24 protein-coding genes and 1 riboswitch are annotated in these 16,436 nt (G+C 66.5%); of the genes, 13 read left to right on the forward strand and 11 right to left on the reverse strand.

Going from position 1 to position 16,436, the window contains the following annotated elements; genetic code table 11:
• Positions 1-42 precede the first annotated feature (42 nt).
• Positions 43-318: a dsRBD fold-containing protein gene (locus QRN63_RS19590; protein WP_267315395.1), complete on the forward strand. Its 276-nt coding sequence runs from the start codon at positions 43-45 to the stop codon at positions 316-318.
• Positions 319-344: 26 nt separating this feature from the next.
• Here the strand turns inward: QRN63_RS19590 and QRN63_RS19595 are convergent, their stop codons facing one another.
• The 4 genes from QRN63_RS19595 to QRN63_RS19610 all read right to left on the reverse strand — a co-directional run bounded on the left by QRN63_RS19595 (position 345) and on the right by QRN63_RS19610 (position 3,502).
• Positions 345-1,418: a 3-beta-hydroxysteroid dehydrogenase gene (locus QRN63_RS19595; protein WP_267315394.1), complete on the reverse strand. Its 1,074-nt coding sequence runs from the start codon at positions 1,416-1,418 to the stop codon at positions 345-347.
• Between the two features lie 63 nt (positions 1,419-1,481).
• On the reverse strand, positions 1,482-1,694 hold the full coding sequence (locus QRN63_RS19600) for an exodeoxyribonuclease VII small subunit (protein WP_061003281.1): 213 nt from the start codon (positions 1,692-1,694) through the stop codon (positions 1,482-1,484).
• Positions 1,681-2,913 carry an exodeoxyribonuclease VII large subunit gene (gene xseA / locus QRN63_RS19605; protein ID WP_285032314.1) on the reverse strand — a complete coding sequence of 411 codons (1,233 nt, stop codon included), beginning with the start codon at positions 2,911-2,913 and terminating at the stop codon, positions 1,681-1,683. The genes QRN63_RS19600 and xseA overlap by 14 nt, the downstream gene beginning before the upstream one ends.
• Before the next feature lie 4 nt (positions 2,914-2,917).
• Positions 2,918-3,502 (reverse strand): lipid droplet-associated protein, encoded by a 585-nt coding sequence (locus tag QRN63_RS19610; protein ID WP_285032315.1) that lies wholly within the window; start codon positions 3,500-3,502, stop codon positions 2,918-2,920.
• A gap of 53 nt (positions 3,503-3,555) precedes the next feature.
• Here QRN63_RS19610 and QRN63_RS19615 point away from each other — a divergent pair, with 53 nt between their 5' ends.
• Positions 3,556-4,566, forward strand: coding sequence for a 4-hydroxy-3-methylbut-2-enyl diphosphate reductase (locus QRN63_RS19615; RefSeq protein ID WP_267315391.1), 1,011 nt, complete (start codon positions 3,556-3,558; stop codon positions 4,564-4,566).
• 24 nt (positions 4,567-4,590) lie between these two features.
• On the opposite strand, the gene QRN63_RS19620 is transcribed toward QRN63_RS19615, so the two are convergent.
• Complete coding sequence (locus QRN63_RS19620) at positions 4,591-5,712, reverse strand: DUF6542 domain-containing protein (RefSeq protein ID WP_285032316.1); 1,122 nt, start codon at positions 5,710-5,712, stop codon at positions 4,591-4,593.
• 83 nt (positions 5,713-5,795) lie between these two features.
• Between QRN63_RS19620 and ychF the strand changes: the two genes are divergently transcribed.
• The 3 genes from ychF to QRN63_RS19635 all read left to right on the forward strand — a co-directional run bounded on the left by ychF (position 5,796) and on the right by QRN63_RS19635 (position 7,650).
• Positions 5,796-6,869, forward strand: a complete 1,074-nt coding sequence (ychF, locus tag QRN63_RS19625) for a redox-regulated ATPase YchF (RefSeq protein ID WP_285032317.1) — start codon at positions 5,796-5,798, stop codon at positions 6,867-6,869.
• Between the two features lie 69 nt (positions 6,870-6,938).
• On the forward strand, positions 6,939-7,280 hold the full coding sequence (locus QRN63_RS19630) for a DUF1801 domain-containing protein (RefSeq protein ID WP_267315389.1): 342 nt from the start codon (positions 6,939-6,941) through the stop codon (positions 7,278-7,280).
• A gap of 142 nt (positions 7,281-7,422) precedes the next feature.
• On the forward strand, positions 7,423-7,650 hold the full coding sequence (locus QRN63_RS19635) for a hypothetical protein (protein WP_267315388.1): 228 nt from the start codon (positions 7,423-7,425) through the stop codon (positions 7,648-7,650).
• A gap of 14 nt (positions 7,651-7,664) precedes the next feature.
• On the opposite strand, the gene arr is transcribed toward QRN63_RS19635, so the two are convergent.
• Positions 7,665-8,075 (reverse strand): NAD(+)--rifampin ADP-ribosyltransferase, encoded by a 411-nt coding sequence (arr, locus tag QRN63_RS19640; protein WP_267315387.1) that lies wholly within the window; start codon positions 8,073-8,075, stop codon positions 7,665-7,667.
• Positions 8,076-8,213: 138 nt separating this feature from the next.
• A riboswitch (guanidine-III (ykkC-III) riboswitch) is annotated at positions 8,214-8,279 on the forward strand.
• A 9-nt stretch (positions 8,280-8,288) separates the two neighbouring features.
• Between arr and QRN63_RS19645 the strand changes: the two genes are divergently transcribed.
• Positions 8,289-8,603: a DMT family transporter gene (locus QRN63_RS19645; protein ID WP_285032318.1), complete on the forward strand. Its 315-nt coding sequence runs from the start codon at positions 8,289-8,291 to the stop codon at positions 8,601-8,603.
• A gap of 12 nt (positions 8,604-8,615) precedes the next feature.
• Here the strand turns inward: QRN63_RS19645 and QRN63_RS19650 are convergent, their stop codons facing one another.
• Complete coding sequence (locus QRN63_RS19650; protein ID WP_082761909.1) at positions 8,616-9,062, reverse strand: Lrp/AsnC family transcriptional regulator; 447 nt, start codon at positions 9,060-9,062, stop codon at positions 8,616-8,618.
• Between the two features lie 95 nt (positions 9,063-9,157).
• On the opposite strand from QRN63_RS19650, the gene QRN63_RS19655 reads away from it, so the two are divergent.
• From QRN63_RS19655 to QRN63_RS19675, 5 genes are all read left to right on the forward strand, one after another.
• Positions 9,158-9,850 (forward strand): AzlC family ABC transporter permease, encoded by a 693-nt coding sequence (locus tag QRN63_RS19655; RefSeq protein WP_350224465.1) that lies wholly within the window; start codon positions 9,158-9,160, stop codon positions 9,848-9,850.
• Positions 9,843-10,166, forward strand: a complete 324-nt coding sequence (locus QRN63_RS19660; protein ID WP_285032320.1) for a branched-chain amino acid transport AzlD family protein — start codon at positions 9,843-9,845, stop codon at positions 10,164-10,166. Before QRN63_RS19655 ends, QRN63_RS19660 begins: the two co-directional genes overlap by 8 nt.
• A gap of 110 nt (positions 10,167-10,276) precedes the next feature.
• Positions 10,277-10,675 (forward strand): VOC family protein, encoded by a 399-nt coding sequence (locus QRN63_RS19665; protein WP_267315382.1) that lies wholly within the window; start codon positions 10,277-10,279, stop codon positions 10,673-10,675.
• A 28-nt stretch (positions 10,676-10,703) separates the two neighbouring features.
• Complete coding sequence (locus QRN63_RS19670) at positions 10,704-11,450, forward strand: class I SAM-dependent methyltransferase (protein ID WP_267315381.1); 747 nt, start codon at positions 10,704-10,706, stop codon at positions 11,448-11,450.
• Positions 11,451-11,557: 107 nt separating this feature from the next.
• The gene (locus tag QRN63_RS19675) at positions 11,558-12,688 is read left to right on the forward strand and encodes a GGDEF domain-containing protein (protein ID WP_285032321.1); all 1,131 of its coding nucleotides are present in this window, start codon (positions 11,558-11,560) and stop codon (positions 12,686-12,688) included.
• A 155-nt stretch (positions 12,689-12,843) separates the two neighbouring features.
• On the opposite strand, the gene QRN63_RS19680 is transcribed toward QRN63_RS19675, so the two are convergent.
• Positions 12,844-13,434 (reverse strand): TetR/AcrR family transcriptional regulator, encoded by a 591-nt coding sequence (locus QRN63_RS19680; protein WP_502888165.1) that lies wholly within the window; start codon positions 13,432-13,434, stop codon positions 12,844-12,846.
• Between the two features lie 36 nt (positions 13,435-13,470).
• Here QRN63_RS19680 and QRN63_RS19685 point away from each other — a divergent pair, with 36 nt between their 5' ends.
• The gene (locus tag QRN63_RS19685) at positions 13,471-14,319 is read left to right on the forward strand and encodes a phytanoyl-CoA dioxygenase family protein (protein WP_285032323.1); all 849 of its coding nucleotides are present in this window, start codon (positions 13,471-13,473) and stop codon (positions 14,317-14,319) included.
• Between the two features lie 72 nt (positions 14,320-14,391).
• Here the strand turns inward: QRN63_RS19685 and QRN63_RS19690 are convergent, their stop codons facing one another.
• Together QRN63_RS19690 and QRN63_RS19695 are read right to left on the reverse strand one after the other, a co-directional pair.
• A complete protein-coding gene (locus QRN63_RS19690; protein WP_285032324.1) occupies positions 14,392-14,619 on the reverse strand; it encodes a hypothetical protein in 228 nt (75 codons plus the stop codon).
• Positions 14,620-14,728: 109 nt separating this feature from the next.
• Entirely contained in the window at positions 14,729-15,421 is a 693-nt protein-coding gene (locus tag QRN63_RS19695; RefSeq protein WP_285032325.1) for a guanylate cyclase, read from the reverse strand.
• A 49-nt stretch (positions 15,422-15,470) separates the two neighbouring features.
• Here QRN63_RS19695 and QRN63_RS19700 point away from each other — a divergent pair, with 49 nt between their 5' ends.
• Entirely contained in the window at positions 15,471-15,641 is a 171-nt protein-coding gene (locus tag QRN63_RS19700) for a hypothetical protein (RefSeq protein ID WP_090562611.1), read from the forward strand.
• Here the strand turns inward: QRN63_RS19700 and QRN63_RS19705 are convergent.
• Entirely contained in the window at positions 15,599-16,429 is an 831-nt protein-coding gene (locus tag QRN63_RS19705; RefSeq protein WP_285032326.1) for an adenylate/guanylate cyclase domain-containing protein, read from the reverse strand. The two genes, QRN63_RS19700 and QRN63_RS19705, sit on opposite strands and share 43 nt — an antisense overlap.
• Positions 16,430-16,436 lie beyond the last annotated feature (7 nt).

A 16,436-nucleotide genomic window follows, 5' to 3' on the forward strand; every position in this document is an offset into this window, starting at 1 on the left:
GGGCGGCGGGAGGCGCACGCTTACCTAGGGAAGGTGATCGACATGTACGACAAGGATCTGACCAACAAGTGGCACGTCGAGATCGAGTTCTTCGAAGACGATGTCCACACCCACGCATCCGCACACGCCCGGCTGCGGGACGACACCCTCACGACGACGGGGGATGCCTACCGCAATCCCAAAGATCCGAGTGCGCCGCTCGTCGGCGAGGAGATCGCGGCGGCACGCGCGCTGATCGCACTCGGTACCGACCTGCTCCTGGCGGCGTCGGCCAACATCGAGAAGTCAACACAGCACCCGGTGCACCTCTACCGCTGAGCGCGGCAGAGATCCTCGCGGAGAAACTACTTGGCCTCCGCCGCTTCCATCTGGCGGAAGAGGTCGACGTAGTACGGCATGCATTCCTTCATGGCCTGCTCAGTGTTGAACAGCGGCTCGTAGCCCAGGTCGCGCTTGGCCTTGGCGATCGAGAAGTAGTTGTTCAGGTAGAGGCGCTCCACCGACAGCGGCTCGATCAGCGGCTCGGGCAGCGCGAACCTGAAGTGCAGCCACTGCCACGCCATCATCACGCGGTGCACGAGCTTTCCGGAGACGTAGAACGTGGGCAGCTTGCGGCCGCACGCGGTGATGACGGGACGGGCGAACTCGAACATGTTGAGCGGCTCGCCGTCGTTGATGAAGTACGCCTGCCCGGGTGAGGTGCCGCCGGGCACCAGGTGCTCGCCCGCCAGGATGAAACCGTGGATCAGGTTGTGCACGTAGGAGTTGTCCAGCTTGATGTTCTTGTTGCCCACCAGGACCTTGACGTGGCCGGCGAGGATGTTCTCGAACACCTTGCGGAACATGGTCTGGTCGCCGCGGCCCCAGATGCCGCTGGGCCGGATGGAACACGTGAGCATGCCGTCGACGCCGTTCTGTGACAGCACGAACTTCTCGGCGGCGACCTTGGTCTCGGTGTACAGGTCGTTGAAGCGAGCGGTGTACGGCATGGTCTCGTCGCCGTTCTGGATGTCCTGCCCACCCATGACCACGCTGTTCGATGCGGTGTAGACGAAGCGCTTGACGCCTGCGGCCCGGCCCAGCTGCACCAGGTTCTCGGTACCACCGACGTTCACGCCGAAACTGCGGTTGCGGTACTCGTCGGTGACGGACGCGCCGCCCATCAGATCGATGATCGCCGCGGTGTGGATGATCGTGTCGATATCAGCGACGGCCTTCGACACATCTTCGGGGTTGGTGATGTCGCCGACCAGCGTCTCCAGGTTCGGGTTCTCCGGCAGCGGCGACGGCGCCCGGTCGAAGGACCGGACGTGGTGGCCGCGGCCGAGCAGTTCGGTCACCAGGTTGGCACCGACGAAGCCAGACCCGCCGGTTACCAGAACACGGCCGAGGTCTGTGGTCAGGGAAGCATCACGCATGGTGCAGGAGCATAACTGAAACGTGTTTCAGTTAACAGAGTGCTGCGAAAATTACCGCACTGATCAATTTTCGTCGTCGGCGCCTGAGGCGAGCGCGTCCTCGACCTTCTTGCGGGCGCCGGCCAGGTGCTCTTCGCACCGTTTTGCCAGTTGTTCGCCCCTTTCCCAGAGCTGGAGCGAGGTGTCGAGGTCGAGTCCGCCCGCTTCCAGTTTGCGGACGACCTCGATCAGTTCATCGCGGGCAGCTTCGTAGCCAAGCTGACTAATGTTCGTCATATATTCCTTCGCTCACGGTCGTGACGGCGCCGTCGGCCACCCGGATTCGGAGTCTGGTTCCCGCCGGGGCGTCCTGCGCCGATCGCAGGACGGCACCGGCCGCGGACAGGTTCTGCACCACGGCATAACCGCGGGCCAGCGTCGCGGCCGGTCCGAGCGTGGCCAGCCGGGCCGACAGGTGCCCGACGTGGTCGGTCTCGGTGGCGATGAGCCGCCGGATGTCGCGGCGCGCGGCCGTCACCGCCCGAGTGATCTCCTCGGCGCGGGCGTCCAGTGCCTGCAGTGGCTGCGCCAGGACCGGGCGGCCGCGCAGCTGGCCGATGAAGCGCTCCTCGCGGTGCACCCAGTTGCGCAGGGCCTGCGCGCTGCGCCGGCGCAGGTCGGTCACCAGCGCCTGCTCGGCGGCGGCGTCGGGGACGACGCGTTTGGCGGCGTCGGTCGGGGTGGCCGCCCGCAGATCGGCGACCAGGTCGCACAACGGATTGTCCGGTTCGTGCCCGACGGCGCTGACCACAGGGGTGGTGCAGGCTGCGATCTCGCGGCACAGCGTCTCGTCGGAGAACGGCAGCAGGTCCTCGACGCTGCCGCCGCCGCGCGCGATCACGATGACGTCGACGTGCGGTGCGGCGTCCAGGGCGCGCAGGGCTTCAACGATCTGTGGCACCGCGTTGGTCCCCTGGACCGCCGCGTTGCGGATATCGAAGTGGACTGCGGGCCAACGGCTTTGAGCGACGGTGACGACGTCGTGTTCGGCCGCCGAAGCGCGGCCCGTGATGAGGCCAATGGTGTTGGGCAGGAACGGGATCGGGCGCTTGAGTCGCGGGTCGAACAGGCCCTCGGCATCGAGCAGGCGGCGCAGTCGATCGATGCGGGCCAGCAGCTCACCGATGCCGACGGCGCGAATCTGGCTGATGCGCAACGAGAATGAGCCGTTGCGGGTGTAGAACTGCGGCTTGCCCAGCATGATGACCTGGGTGCCCTCCGACAGGGCGACCGGGGCGTCGTCAATGAGGCCGCGCGGGCAGCTCACCGACAGTGACATGTCGGCGGCCGGGTCGCGCAGCACCATCCACGCCGTCGACTGACGCAGCTTCAACTCGGTGAGCTGGCCCTCGATCCAGATGGTGCCGAGCCGGTCGATGTACTTGGCCACCCGGGTGGACACCGCCCGGACCGGCCATGGATTCTCGGCCGAGTTCGGAATCTCGGCAGCTGTCACCGCATCACTTCGCGGTCGCGCGGGTGATCCTGTTGGCCAGCAGCGTCTGGAACGGCGCGCGGGACTTGGTGTTGTTCTCGTAGGTCAGCAGTGCCTCGAGGTCGTCCACCTTGAGCTGGGGCAGCCGGGCGCGCAGCTGGGCCAGGGTCAGCTCGGCGTAGTCCAGGTCCTCGACGATCGACGGGGTCGCCACGCTCGCGCCGTTGGCGGCGGCACCGTTCGTCGACGGCTTCGGGGCCTCGGCGGCACCCGTGCTGTACAGGGCGAACCGGCCTTCGGTCAGGCGGGCGCCGTCGGGCTGCTCGGTGTCCGCGGCCCCCGGATCGGTAGCACCCGGCTCCAACAGGTCTTCGTCGAAGGTGGCCCATTCCGGCTGCTCGTCCTTGGGCGGGAACCACTGCTCCAGGGTCTCGTCGCCCTTGTTGACCAGTTCGGCCAGGTCCTGCTGCATTTTCATGACCAGCTGGGCGAGCTGACTGGCCAGCGTCATCGGGTAGGTCAGGATGGTGTGGGGGAGCCGAATGGTCTCCTCGAGCGCGGTCGCAGCCGCGCCGACCAGCAGCCGGACTCCGTAGGGCGCAGTAGACATGCCTGCCAGAGTACGGCTGGCTGTGGCCCTGCGGTGATCAGTACCCTTGTGCTATGCCACCGACCATCAATATGGGCATTCCCGGCGCCACCGTTTCGGTCGCCGGAGAAGCTATGAGCAAAACCGGCAAGCGCGTGCTGCTCGCCGAGCCGCGTGGCTACTGCGCCGGCGTGGACCGCGCCGTCGAGACCGTGGAGCGCGCGCTGGAGAAGCACGGCGCTCCGGTGTACGTGCGCCACGAGATCGTGCACAACCGCTACGTGGTGGACACGCTGGCCAAGGCCGGTGCGGTGTTCGTCGAGCAGACCGACGAGGTACCCGAAGGTGCCATCGTGGTGTTCTCGGCCCACGGCGTCGCGCCGACGGTGCACGAGGAGGCCGCGGCCCGCAATCTGCGGACCATCGACGCCACCTGCCCGCTGGTCACCAAGGTGCACAACGAGGCCAAGCGCTTCGCCCGCGACGACTACGACATCCTGTTGGTCGGCCACGAGGGCCACGAAGAGGTCGTCGGCACCGCCGGCGAGGCACCTGAGCACGTGCAGGTCGTCGACAATCCGGACGCTGTCGACAAGGTGACGGTCCGCGATCCGAACAAGGTCATCTGGCTGTCCCAGACCACGCTGTCCGTCGACGAGACCATGGAGACCGTCCGCCGACTGCGGGAGAAGTTCCCGACGCTGCAGGACCCGCCCAGCGACGACATCTGCTACGCCACCCAGAACCGCCAGGTCGCGGTCAAGGCGATGGCCCCGGAGTGCGAGCTCGTGATCGTCGTCGGCTCACGGAACTCGTCCAACTCGGTTCGTCTGGTCGAGGTGGCGCTGAACGCCGGCTCGAACGCCGCCAAGCTGGTCGACTACGCCGAGGACATCGACCCGGGCTGGCTCGAGGGTGTCACGACCGTCGGCGTCACCTCCGGCGCGTCAGTGCCGGAAATCCTGGTGCGCGGCGTGCTCGAGCGCCTCGCGGAATTCGGCTACGACACCGTGCAGCCGGTCACCACCGCCAACGAGACGCTGGTGTTCGCGCTGCCGCGCGAGATTCGTCCGGCCCGGCACTAGCCCTTCGAGCGCAGACGCGGCCGGTCAGTCCCAGTTGTGGGGCTGACGCGGCCGGCGTTCGCGCGGCTCCGGCGCGACGTCGTCGTCAGCACCGCGGTACCGCACCCGGGATACGGGGTGGTGGGCGCCGCTGGGCGGCGCGCTGCGCGACGGACGGGCCGGGGACTGATAGCGATCGCCGGGCTCGTACGGATCGTCGGCGTAGCGACGACGCCGCGGCTCGGCCGCGGACGGGCGCTGTGCCGGCCGCTCGTAGCGGTCCCGCTCCCGTGGCTCCCGGTAGTCGTAGCGCTCCTGCGCGGCGCGGCGCGGCTCACCGGTCGGACGCGGACGACGCCGCGGCTCGTCGGGCACGGCATACGGGTCGGTGGCGGCCGGGCGGGGACGTGCCGGCCGCGGCCGACGCATCTGGCCGGGCACTGGTTCGATCAGCTCGGTGTCGCCGGCCTCCGCCCGAGCGCGGGACGGCCGCGGTGCGCGCTGGGGATCGGCGGCGCTCCGGCGCGGCGAGTCCGTCGCCGAACGACGCGACGAGGTGGCGCGGGTGCGAGAACTGCGCGGCGTCTGGCCCGTCGTCAGCTTGGTGAGCTTGGCCGACAGCGTCGCGGCGAGTCCGGCGGGGGCGACGTCTTCGGCGTCGACCTGACGGCGGCTGCGGCGCGGCTTGGGCTCGGCGACCGACTCCTCCGCGTCGTCCTCCGTGTAGGTCAGGAACTGCGGCAGGACGAACCAACGGACCAGGCCGAGGATCAGAACCGTCGCTGCGGTGAAGAACATCGTCGGAAAACGCTCGATCAGCGGGTACCCGCAGTTGATCAGCAGATCCTTGATGCCGGCGATCTTGTCGCTGTGGAACATGAAGTACGCGCCCGGCACGGCGACGAAAAGGATCAGCGGGGGTTGAATGACCGCGGTGAAAATCCCGGACCGCCGCACGCCGAGCACAGCGAGTACACAGCCGGCCACGTAGCAGAAAGTGAAGAAAGCGCTGAGTTCTTTGTCACCGGTGCCGGCGTCGTAGGCGAAGCCGATCGCGGTGGCTGTGACGGCCAGCACAATGGCTCCCCACCAGGGGATTCCCGGGATGCTGGGCAGCGCCGAGCGGCGATCGAGGGCGGCTTCGGGCCCATGATGCTCTGCTGACACTCCTAGACCGTACCGGCAATCTGGGCCACTGTGCCTGCAGGTGGGCGTTGGGACGGTGTGGCGTCTCCTAAACTAACGAACTCGTGGGTCTGAACCTGGGAATCGTCGGTCTGCCGAACGTCGGGAAGTCGACGTTGTTCAACGCGTTGACACGTAATGACGTGCTCGCGGCTAATTATCCGTTCGCAACGATCGAACCCAACGAGGGTGTCGTGCCGCTGCCCGACCCACGGCTCGACAAGCTCGCCGAGATCTTCGGTTCGGAGAAGACCGTCCCGGCGCCCGTGACGTTCGTGGACATCGCCGGCATCGTCAAGGGTGCGTCCGAGGGCGCGGGCCTGGGCAACAAGTTCCTGGCCAACATCCGCGAGGCCGACGCCATCTGCCAGGTGGTGCGTGCCTTCGCCGACGACGACGTCGTGCACGTCGACGGCCGCGTCGACCCCAAGTCCGACATCGAGGTCATCGAGACCGAACTGATCCTCGCCGACATGCAGACGCTGGAAAAGGCACTGCCGCGGCTGGAGAAGGAAGCCCGCACCAATAAGGACCGCAAGCCGATCCTGGAGGCGGTGGTGGCGGCCCAGGCAGTGTTCGACGAGGGCAACACGCTGTTCTCCACCGGCAAGGACTGGTCGATTCTGCGCGAGCTGAACCTGATGACCGTCAAGCCGTTCCTGTACGTCTTCAACGCCGACGAGTCGGTGCTGACCGACGAGGTCCGCAAGGCCGAGCTGACCGCGATGGTCGCCCCGGCCGAGGCCGTGTTCCTGGACGCCAAGATCGAGGCCGAGCTGCTGGAGCTCGACGACGAGTCCGCCGCCGAGCTGCTGGAGTCCATCGGCCAGACCGAGCGCGGCCTGGATGCGTTGGCGCGCGCCGGTTTTCGGACGCTGAAGCTGCAGACCTACCTGACCGCAGGCCCCAAGGAATCGCGGGCGTGGACCATCCACCAGGGCGATACCGCGCCCAAGGCAGCCGGCGTCATCCACACCGACTTCGAGAAGGGCTTCATCAAGGCCGAGATCGTGGCGTTCGACGACCTCGTCGAAGCCGGCTCGATGGCCGCCGCCAAGGCCGCCGGCAAGGTCCGGATGGAAGGCAAGGACTACGTCATGGTCGATGGCGACGTGGTGGAGTTCCGCTTCAACGTGTAGTGCTCAACAGTGCGTCTAGCGCGGAGAAGGTTGCGATAACAGCCAGGTCTGCCTAGTACATTGGCGGCTGTGAGTGGGGATTGGCGCACCGATCGGGTCGACGAACTTCGGGCATTGATCAAACAAGCCGAACCCGACGTCGTCGAGGAGTCCAAGTGGCGCAAGCCGTCGAACCCTGATGGCGTGCCCACGTTTTCACTGGACGGCCTGATCTGCACGGTGGAGACGTACAAGGACAAGGTCAAGGCGACCTTCGCCAAAGGCGCATCCCTGAAGGACCCGGATCATCTGTTCAACGCGAGTCTCGACGCCGGAGTCCGGCGCGCCATTGATCTGCGCGAGGGCGACGACCTGGACGCAGACGCGTTCAAGGCATTGATTCACGAGGCAGTGAAAGCCAACCGCAGTTAGCGCGCCGGCCGCATTTGTTCAGGCGCTCGACGTCTTTCGGCGAGGTGCCTTCCCGGCAAAGCGAGCTTCCGCCCCACAAGCCACACCATCAACTAGCTCAACTGCCATGCGCAGGGGTCCCAATAGTGCGACCATTCACGCCATGGAGGATTTCCACGATGTCGCCCAAGCAGATCGGCTCCGCGCCGAGCTGTGGCGTCACGTCGAGGAGATTTCGCACCTTCTGGAACTAGCCGAACGTAGAGAACGCCGCTTGTCGGACTGGAGTCACCGGCAGAGCCGTCGACTGCGCGCCGAACTCTACGAAACGCACCACCTCATCGACGCACTCAACCGCCGATTCCCCGAACCCGCTGCGGAGGCCATCTAGAGCCCGCGATGGGCTCAGTTGATGATCTCGCCGCGGCTGTCGGCGTGTACGGCGGCCAGCCGGTCTCGCCACATCTGGAGAGCCTCGGGTGTCAGTCGCGTCCAGTCCGTGACCTCGCTGACGATCCGGAGCGGCGCCCTGGTGCGGTACGACCGCGTGGGATTGCCCGGGAACTTCTTGTCGGTGACGTTGGGATCGTTCTCGAACTCCCCGGTCGGTTCCACCTCGTAGACGCGCGGGGTGCCGTCGCCGGCGGCAAGTTCGGCGGCGAGGCCCGCGCCGTCGCGCAACGCGGTGAAATAGACGTGGTTCATCACGACTTCAGGCCGGTAATTGGACCGGAATCCCGCGGTGAGCTGGTCGCCCACCTGCAAATCGGCTTTCGTGCCATGGAAAAACGGCCCCTCGTCCAATACCTCGCCCATCCACCCAGGCTACAAATGAGCTCAGCGGGATCGCCGAACGACAACGTCACCGCCGCCGCCAGATGCCGCCCGCCGCTCAAAGCGGTGGTGGTGACTGATCTGACATTGCCACCCAAGTTGCTCTGTGAGAACTTGGTAACAGAGCCTTAACGCAGGCTTCCGGACGATGGGTGCCGTACCCGGTATGCGACAAGACGGCCCGGGAGAAGCATCATGTCGTGGCTCGTTCTGGTCCTGTCCGGCGTCCTCGAAGCGGTGTGGGCCACCGCGATGGGCAAGTCCGAGGGGTTCAGCAGGCTCTCGCCCAGCATCGTGTTCGCCGTCGCGCTCACCGCCAGCATGGCTGGGTTGGCGTACGCCATGCGCGACCTGCCGATCGGTACCGCGTACGCCGTCTGGGTGGGAATCGGCGCCGTGCTCACCGTGGTCTACGCGATGGCCACGGGCGACGAGCCGGCGTCGCTGCTCAAGGTGGTGTTCTTGACGGTGATCATCGGCGGCGTCGTCGGCCTCAAGCTCGTGCACTGACCCGCCGACGGCTCACAGCGGCCGCAGTGACTTGATCGTCTTCATCGGGAACCGTGACGACACCCGGTGGATGCCCGGAATGGCGAGCACCTTGCTCGTCAGGAACTGCTCGTATGCGGGCAGATCTGCGACGGCGACGCGCACGAGGTAGTCGGGCGAACCGAACAGCCGATGGAGTTCGAGTACCTGCGGATACCCGGCCATCTTGGCCTCGAACGTTTCGATGCTCTTCATGTCGAAGTCGGTGATCTCGACGTCGAGCAGCACCTCGAAACTCTGGTTCGCGGCGGCGGGTGAGATCAGGGCCTGATAGCCGACGATGACGCCGTCGGCCTCGAGTCGCTGCACCCGCCGCAGGCACGGCCCCGGCGTGAGCCCGACTCGTTCGGCGAGCGCCACATTCGCGATGCGGCCGTCCTCGCGCAGGACATCGATTATTGCTGTGTCGAGACTGTCCATGACCAATTATTGCGCACAGCGGCTCGATGGCGCAGTAAGTGGCAACCATATGTTGCACCGAACCTGGGATCATTGTTCATATGGATGCTCTGGTGGTGACTTCTCGGAAAGCGGAGATCGCCGCGGGTGTGCGGGCGTCGCTCGCAGCCGGCCTCGGCATGTATCCGATCGGCGTCGCGTTCGGCTTGCTGGTCATCCAGGCGGGCCTGCCGTGGTGGGTGGCGCCGGCGCTGTCCATCGCGTGTTTCGCAGGGTCGCTGGAGCTGCTGCTGATCGGCATGATCGTCGCGGTCACCCCGCTGGCGACCATCGCACTGACCGCGTTCCTGGTGAACTTCCGCCACGTCTTCTACGCGTTCACGTTCCCGCTGCACGTCGTGCGGAACCGGTTCGCCCGGGCCTATTCCGTCTACACCCTCGTGGACGAGGCCTACGCGGTGACCGCCGCCAACCCACGCGACTGGACGTCGTGGCGCCTGGTCTCGATGCAGGCCGCGTTCCAAATCTATTGGGTCGGTGGCGGTTTGACGGGCGTTCTGCTCGGCTCGATGCTGCCGGGGCGCATCGAAGGGCTCGAGTTCGCGCTGTGCGCACTGTTCGTCACCCTCACGCTCGACGCCTGCCGATCGCGCGACGGCGTGCCCTCGCTCCTGCTCGCCGCCCTCAGCTTCTCGGTCGCGGTGGTGGTTGCGCCGCACGCGGCGTTGTTCGTCGGGCTGCTGCTGTTCATCGCCACGCTCGTGGCGCGCTACCTCCTGATGCGGTGGCGGGAGCCGGCCGATGCTTGACCTCAAGTACCTCGCGGCCGTCCTGGCGACGGTCTTCGCCATCAATCTGGCCCTGCGTGCGGTGCCGTTCGCGATCCTGCAGCCGCTACGGAAGTCCCGCTTCGTCAACACGATGGCGGCCTGGATGCCGGTCGGCATCGTGGTGATCCTGGCGGCGAGCACCTTCCGCTCGGTCGCCGTCGACGCCGGCCGCTTGGCGTACGCCGCGTTCGCGGTGGCGCTCACCGTGGGCGTCCACCTGCTCGGCGGGCGGCGGACGCTGCTCAGCGTCGGAGCCGGCACGCTCGCTTACGTGCTGCTCGTGAACGCACTCTGAAGACAGCCGATTCGTCGATCCTCTCTGACGGACGAGTGATCGATCTTCCCGCGTCGTCGGGCACTCTCGGTCCGGCAGTTTTGTCGGTGCCCGCCGATAGCCTGCCCGCCATGAAGCTTGTTTCCACCCGCATCATCACCGCCGACGTGCCGAGCCTCGTCGGGTTCTATGAATTGGTGACCGGAGCCGACGCCGTCTGGGCCAACGAGATGTTCGCGGAAATCCCCACGCCGGTCGGCACATTGGCGATCGGCAGCGACAAGACCGTCCCGTTGTTCGGCGCGGGTTCGGCAGAGCCTGCGGCCAACCGGAGCGCCATCATCGAGTTCATCGTGGCCGACGTGGACGCCGAATACGAACGGCTCCGCGACCGGCTGGACGAGGTGGTCACCGAGCCCACCACCATGCCGTGGGGCAACCGGGCGCTGTTGTTCCGCGATCCCGACGGCAATCTGGTCAACCTCTTCACGCCGGTGACCGACGGTGCGAAGGCGAAATTCGAGGTGTAGCTGCCTGTTCGCGGCATAGCATCTGCTGGTGAGCTTCGTCGTCTCGCCGGACGCCTACGGCCGCTACATGGGCCGCTATGCCGAGCCTCTCGCTGGGGTCTTCGGTGCCTTCGCCGGGGTCGCCGCGGGAAACAAGGTGCTCGACGTCGGCTGCGGTCCCGGCGCGCTGACGGCGTACGCGCGGTCGGTCGGAGCCGAGGTCTCGGCGATCGATCCGTCGCCACCATTCGTCGACGCGATGCGTGAGCGTTTCCCCGGCATCGATGTGCGTAGCGGCACGGCAGAGGAATTACCTTACGACGCAGGTACTTTCGATGCCGCGCTGGCACAGTTGGTGGTGCACTTCATGGCGGACCCCGTGGTCGGCGTGAGCCAGATGGCCCGAGTGACTCGGCCCGGCGGCATCGTCGCGGCGTGTGTGTGGGACGGTCCGACCGGCGCGCTGGCGCCGTTCTGGGACGCCGTCCACGTGGTTGACCCCGACGCGCAGGACGAGGCGCTGCTGTCCGGCGCGCACCGGGGACACCTGACCGAGATCTTCGAAGCCGCCGGGCTCCGCGACGTGGCAGAGGACGCCATCACCATCGACGTGGTGCATCCGAGCTTCGAAGAATGGTGGGAGCCGTACACGTTCGGCGTCGGTCCCGCCGGGGACTACGTGCAGCGCCTCGACGATGCGGGACGCGACCGGCTGGAAACCGTTGCGCGCCAACATCTTGGCGACGGACCGTTCACCGTGACGGCCACGGCATGGGCCGCCCGCGGGACGGTCTGACCCGTGTGGCGCAGTCCGTCGGCGCCCGAATCCTTGATCACTGGGTCGATCTGGGAGGCACGCTTTAGACTCAGCCGCTCAGCATCGCACTGCGGGGTGGAGCGCCGATGAAGCAGGACATGTATCGATTCACCACGGATGCGCTGCGTGCCAGCGGCCTCATGACCCCGCTCAGGGTGGTGATCGGTGTGATGTGCATATCAATGACGCCCGTCGTGTGGACGATGCAGTTCAACCCGAACGGACCGCACGGCCTCATTCCCCGACTGATCCAGCTCGTTCTGGGGGGCACGCCGGCGATCGTCGGCATCATGTGGATCGTCGGCGATTGGCCGACATTCCGTCAATCACTGCTGTTCGTGGCGTGGGCCGATATCGCCCTGGCGATCGGCACTGCCTTCAACTCGACGCCCGCAGCACGACTCGACGGCACATTTCACATGGGCCTCATCGGCGTCTACATCGCGTTCATCCTCGGCCCGACGGTGCTGGCGGCACATTGCGCATTCACGCTCGCTGCGATGATCGCACTCTCGGCCTACTGCGTTGCCACCCATCACTCCGGCTGGGGCGATCTGTACATCTTCTTGGCTCCGGCCATCTCATCCGTGATCGTCCTCCCGGTGCTCATCCAGGCCCTGATCGAGGGCGCCCGACGTACGGCTTTGAAAACTTTTCAACACGCGACCCTCGACCCGCTGACCGGACTGAACAATCGACGTGGGATGTACGCCCGCACAGACGAACTGATCCGCAATAACGGATCGGCCATTCTGGTTGCCGCCATCGTGGACCTCGATCGCTTCAAAGGGCTCAACGACGTGCACGGTCACGAAGAGGGCGACCTCGCCCTCAAAGCGGTGGCCCAGGCACTGGCCGCTTGCATGCGACCCGGCGACATCGCCGCCCGGCTGGGCGGCGACGAATTCAGCGCTCTGGCCGTGGTCAACTCCGACGCCGAGGCCACCGAGTTCGTCGACCGTCTCCGTGTCGCGCTCCACGACATCACCGATACCGTCACCGCGAGTGTGGGAATCGTCTGCCGACGTCTACCGCTTCAGGGCAATGTCGACAACGTGCTGCGCCACGCCGACCGCGCCATGTACGAAGCCAAACGGCAAGGCGGGAATCGCGTGGTGCAGTTCGATGTTGCTGACGAGTTCAGTTCGGCGAGCGCCGCCGAACGACACATCACACCGGTAGTCCGGCAACAACCCCGTGGCCGCGATTACCGCTGAACGGCTCTTTCGCCCGGTAGCGGCTCGGCCAGCACCGATCACACAGCGTTCGCATGACGTGCCCTCTTCGGTAGTCCGAGTGCGCGTAGACCCGTGATTCTTCGCGGCCACAGCCAACTTTTGGTTAGCTCGCGTTCTCGTTCGCCACCCAGCGGTCAAGAAATACCGAGCGCCGCGGCAGTCAGATGCCAGAGTCGCTCGGCCGCCAGATCGGGATCGGCGCGCGGTGTGGCCCGGAGCTGTTGGGCGATGCTGTGCCGCAGACCGCCGATGACGAACGCGCCGGCGCTGTCCGCGTCGATGTCGTCGGGTAGTTCACCGGTTTCTTGTCCGTGCCGGATGTTGTCGGACGCGGCCTCGCTCATCGTCTGCAGATGGACCGCTTCGAGTTCGGCGAGTTCGGGGTCCAGCGTCGCGCGGCCGAGCAGGATCGGCGCCAGGTCATCGTCGAAGTGGTAGGCGACGAAACGCCGGGTGCGCTCGCGTTCCCGGATTCCCCAGTCGACGCCGACGGGTAGGTGCGCGTCGGCGATGGCGTGCCGCAGCCCGTGGTAGAAGTCGTCGTAAACCGCTGCGAGAAGCCCACTTTTGGAACCGAAGTGGTGATAGAGGGCGCCGGTACTCAGCTGTGCCCGACGCATCAGCGCGTTCAGTTCAAGCACTCCGTTGCCGCGCACCAGTTCGTCGCGCGCGGCGGTCAGAAGTTGTTGACGTCCGATCGGGGCGCGTGCCATAGTCCAAAACATAACAGAATTCAGTTATGTTTCGGCGGGAGTGGAGCCATGAGCACTGAAGTGTCATCGCTGGCGGACTTGAGCGGCGACCTGGCCGGCACGTACCGCCGAACCGAGAGCGGCGGCGCGACCGTCGACCCAGCGATCGTGGACGCCGACCTCGCCGCGATGGCGCGCGACGGCTACGTGATCCTGCCCGACCTGCTCAGCGCACAGCAGCTCGACGAGATCCGGGAGGCGGTGACGCCGATGCTGGATCTACACGGCCGCAACGGTTTTGAGGGACGGTCAACCCAGCGCATCTACAGCGTGCTGAACAAGACCGCGGCGTGCGACGTCATCGCCGACCACCCGCGCGTGCTCGCCCTGCTGGACCGGATGTTCCTGCCGAACTATCTGTTGTCCATGCTCCAGGTGATCAATATCCTGCCGGGGGAGCAGGCGCAGATGCTGCACACCGACGATGGCTTCTACCCGCTGCCGCGGCCCCGGGCCCCGTTGGGCGCGGCGACCATCTGGGCCATCGACGATTTCACCGCCGACAACGGCGCCACCGACGTCGTCCCCGGCAGTCAGCGCTGGGGTGACCAGTTGCCGGGCGACGACGTCGAACGCCGTCCCGTGGTGATGAAAGCCGGGTCATGCGTGTTCTTCCCGGGCACGCTGTGGCACGGTGGCGGAGCCAACCGCACCGGCCGTCCGCGGCTGGCCGTCACCGCTCAATACTGCGAGCCGTGGCTGCGGCCGCAGGAGGCGTTCACGCTGTCGATGACCAAGGACACCGTGCGACGCGTGTCCGAAGACATCCGGCGGATGCTCGGCTACAGCATCCATCCGCCGTTCATCGGGCAGGTCGACGGTATGCATCCGAAGCGGCTGCTGGACTTGAGCTCCTAAACCGCTGACATCCTCGGCGCACGCACGCCGACCTCAGTTACCGCCGCGAATAGGGCGCCTCGAAAGAGGGGCTCAGTACGGCACGTCGGTATCGCCGGCGGACGTGTCCTTCTCGTCGTGATTCGACTCATGGAAGCCGAAGCTGCCCGGCCCAGGACCCTGGCCCGGAGCCTCGAATTCGTCGCCGCCGTAAGGCACGTCGGGATCCGGCTGAGCTCCGGCGATCGGGGCGAGGCTGACTGCGCCGCCGATCGCGGCAGCGGCGATCCACGATGCAATGAGCGCGCTTTTCATTCGCATGACGACTCCTGGCAGCTTGCCGATTACTGGGAATTCACGCACGAATGCTAGTCCTGCCCGAAGTTCATTGACGGCGATTGAAATTATTCGGGGATTTCTGCCCTGCAGGTCAGGCGAGAATTTCGATCTCGTCGCCCAGCTGGTAGCCCGGCGTCAACGACAGCGAATCACCGCTCCAGAACGATCCGGGATCGAAATAGTTCTCTCGTTTCTCGGTGACCAGCAGACCCATTTCCTCGTACGTGATGGCCACCGTCTCGGCGCAGTAGGCGGTCTCGAGCCCGGTCGCCCGCCGGCGGCTCTTGTCCCGCTGGGCGGATTCGCGAACCTTGCGATGTACCAATGGAATTCCGCGCGTGTAGTCGCTGACCACCGGCGCCCGCCCGCGGAACCATCGTCCCGTCAACCGGGCCGTGGTGGGGAACGCGGTGCCGTCCATGCGGGCCACCACCTTCAGTGCCAGGTCTTCCTGCTCGCGGGTGGCGTACGGCGTCAGCTGGCGCAGCCAGCACCGCTGCCCGTACGCGTACACCCACCGCTCCACGGCGGCGCGCAGATCGTTGAGTTGCACGCCGCGGTGATGGCTGCCGCTCCACATGCATTCGAGTTTGTCGCCGAGTTCGGCGTGCCAGATCAGCGGCGGCAGGTCGTCGATCGCGACCGTCATGCCGACGTGGTTCACGGGGGCGTTGGTGAGCGCCTGGATGGCGCGGTCGGGCTTGGAAGCCCCACGGAACAACCAGATATCGCCGGTCCGGGTCTCGGCCAGCGCCCGCTCCAGTGTCACCGCGTTACCAGTCATCTGGGCAGCTTAGACATTCCCCGCCGCTTCGCTCGTCCATAATCACTGCATGCGTGGCGTGTGGAAGTGGGTTGGCCTGGCCGGTGTCGCGGGCGTGGTCGCCGGTGGCGTGTTGGTCGCGCGCGATCAGCGCAAGCGCGAGTCATACACGGCCGACGACATTCGCGCCCGGCTGCATCAGCGGCTGGCCGAATCCGGTGGCAGCCAGCCCACGGCATAGAGCCGGTGGTCCCCGGCGAAGCCCTTCAGCTCCGCCACCCGGCCGCTGTCGAAACTGATGTCCGCGCAGGAAGCCGAGGCGGACAGGGCATCTCGCACGGCCTTGCTCACGAGTACTTCGCCGCCGTCGGCCTGACTCGCCACCCGCGCGGCCATGGCGACGTTGCGGCCGAAGAGATCGTCGCCGCGGCGCACCGACTTTCCGGTGTGAATCCCGATCCGGACCCGGACGCCGCCCGGCGCCTTCGCCAACTGCTGCTGCATGTCGATGCTGCAGCGCACGGCCTGCTCCGGCTCGGCGAAGGCGATCATGAAACCGTCGCCCTGACTCTTCACGACCAGACCCGACTGCTTCTTGACGCACCGGCCGACCAACTTGTCGTGATGGTCGATCAGTCGCACCCAGGCCCGGTCACCCATGCGCTCGTTGAGCGCTGTCGATCCTTCGATGTCCGAGAACATGATCGCCACGCGGCCGGTCGGCGCCAGCTTGGCCAGGTCCGGCCGCTCCACCTCGGCCCAGCCGGCGAGCTCCTCGATCGATGACCACATCGCACCGCCGAAGCCCTCTTTGTTGATGAGGTTGGCGGTCTGCCACATCGTCTTCACCGCCGCGCGGCCGCCGGCCAGCAGCAGGTTCGTGCGGGGTTCGGACGGCGCGCGCAGCTCCGCGATCTCTTGCCGCGCGGCCCGCAGCCGGGCGCGCGTCACCCGCAACGCGATGGTCTCGACGACAACCACCACGGCGAGCACACAGATGGCGACCAGCGAGATCGTCGAAACCGTCACCGCTCAA

This window comes from Mycolicibacterium sp. lyk4-40-TYG-92 (assembly GCF_030209435.1).
In the GTDB taxonomy this organism is placed as follows: domain Bacteria; phylum Actinomycetota; class Actinomycetes; order Mycobacteriales; family Mycobacteriaceae; genus Mycobacterium.

Bases quoted from the DNA above. Each gene is read 5' to 3' on its own strand.
- QRN63_RS19590 (WP_267315395.1), top strand. From the start codon at position 43: ATGTACGACAAGGATCTGACCAACAAGTGGCACGTCGAGATCGAGTTC.
- QRN63_RS19595 (WP_267315394.1), bottom strand. From the start codon at position 1,418: ATGCGTGATGCTTCCCTGACCACAGACCTCGGCCGTGTTCTGGTAACC.
- QRN63_RS19600 (WP_061003281.1), bottom strand. From the start codon at position 1,694: ATGACGAACATTAGTCAGCTTGGCTACGAAGCTGCCCGCGATGAACTG.
- QRN63_RS19610 (WP_285032315.1), bottom strand. From the start codon at position 3,502: ATGTCTACTGCGCCCTACGGAGTCCGGCTGCTGGTCGGCGCGGCTGCG.
- QRN63_RS19615 (WP_267315391.1), top strand. From the start codon at position 3,556: ATGCCACCGACCATCAATATGGGCATTCCCGGCGCCACCGTTTCGGTC.
- QRN63_RS19635 (WP_267315388.1), top strand. From the start codon at position 7,423: ATGGAGGATTTCCACGATGTCGCCCAAGCAGATCGGCTCCGCGCCGAG.
- arr (WP_267315387.1), bottom strand. From the start codon at position 8,075: ATGGGCGAGGTATTGGACGAGGGGCCGTTTTTCCATGGCACGAAAGCC.
- QRN63_RS19645 (WP_285032318.1), top strand. From the start codon at position 8,289: ATGTCGTGGCTCGTTCTGGTCCTGTCCGGCGTCCTCGAAGCGGTGTGG.
- QRN63_RS19650 (WP_082761909.1), bottom strand. From the start codon at position 9,062: ATGGACAGTCTCGACACAGCAATAATCGATGTCCTGCGCGAGGACGGC.
- QRN63_RS19660 (WP_285032320.1), top strand. From the start codon at position 9,843: ATGCTTGACCTCAAGTACCTCGCGGCCGTCCTGGCGACGGTCTTCGCC.
- QRN63_RS19665 (WP_267315382.1), top strand. From the start codon at position 10,277: ATGAAGCTTGTTTCCACCCGCATCATCACCGCCGACGTGCCGAGCCTC.
- QRN63_RS19675 (WP_285032321.1), top strand. From the start codon at position 11,558: ATGAAGCAGGACATGTATCGATTCACCACGGATGCGCTGCGTGCCAGC.
- QRN63_RS19680 (WP_502888165.1), bottom strand. From the start codon at position 13,434: ATGTTTTGGACTATGGCACGCGCCCCGATCGGACGTCAACAACTTCTG.
- QRN63_RS19685 (WP_285032323.1), top strand. From the start codon at position 13,471: ATGAGCACTGAAGTGTCATCGCTGGCGGACTTGAGCGGCGACCTGGCC.
- QRN63_RS19690 (WP_285032324.1), bottom strand. From the start codon at position 14,619: ATGCGAATGAAAAGCGCGCTCATTGCATCGTGGATCGCCGCTGCCGCG.
- QRN63_RS19695 (WP_285032325.1), bottom strand. From the start codon at position 15,421: ATGACTGGTAACGCGGTGACACTGGAGCGGGCGCTGGCCGAGACCCGG.
- QRN63_RS19700 (WP_090562611.1), top strand. From the start codon at position 15,471: ATGCGTGGCGTGTGGAAGTGGGTTGGCCTGGCCGGTGTCGCGGGCGTG.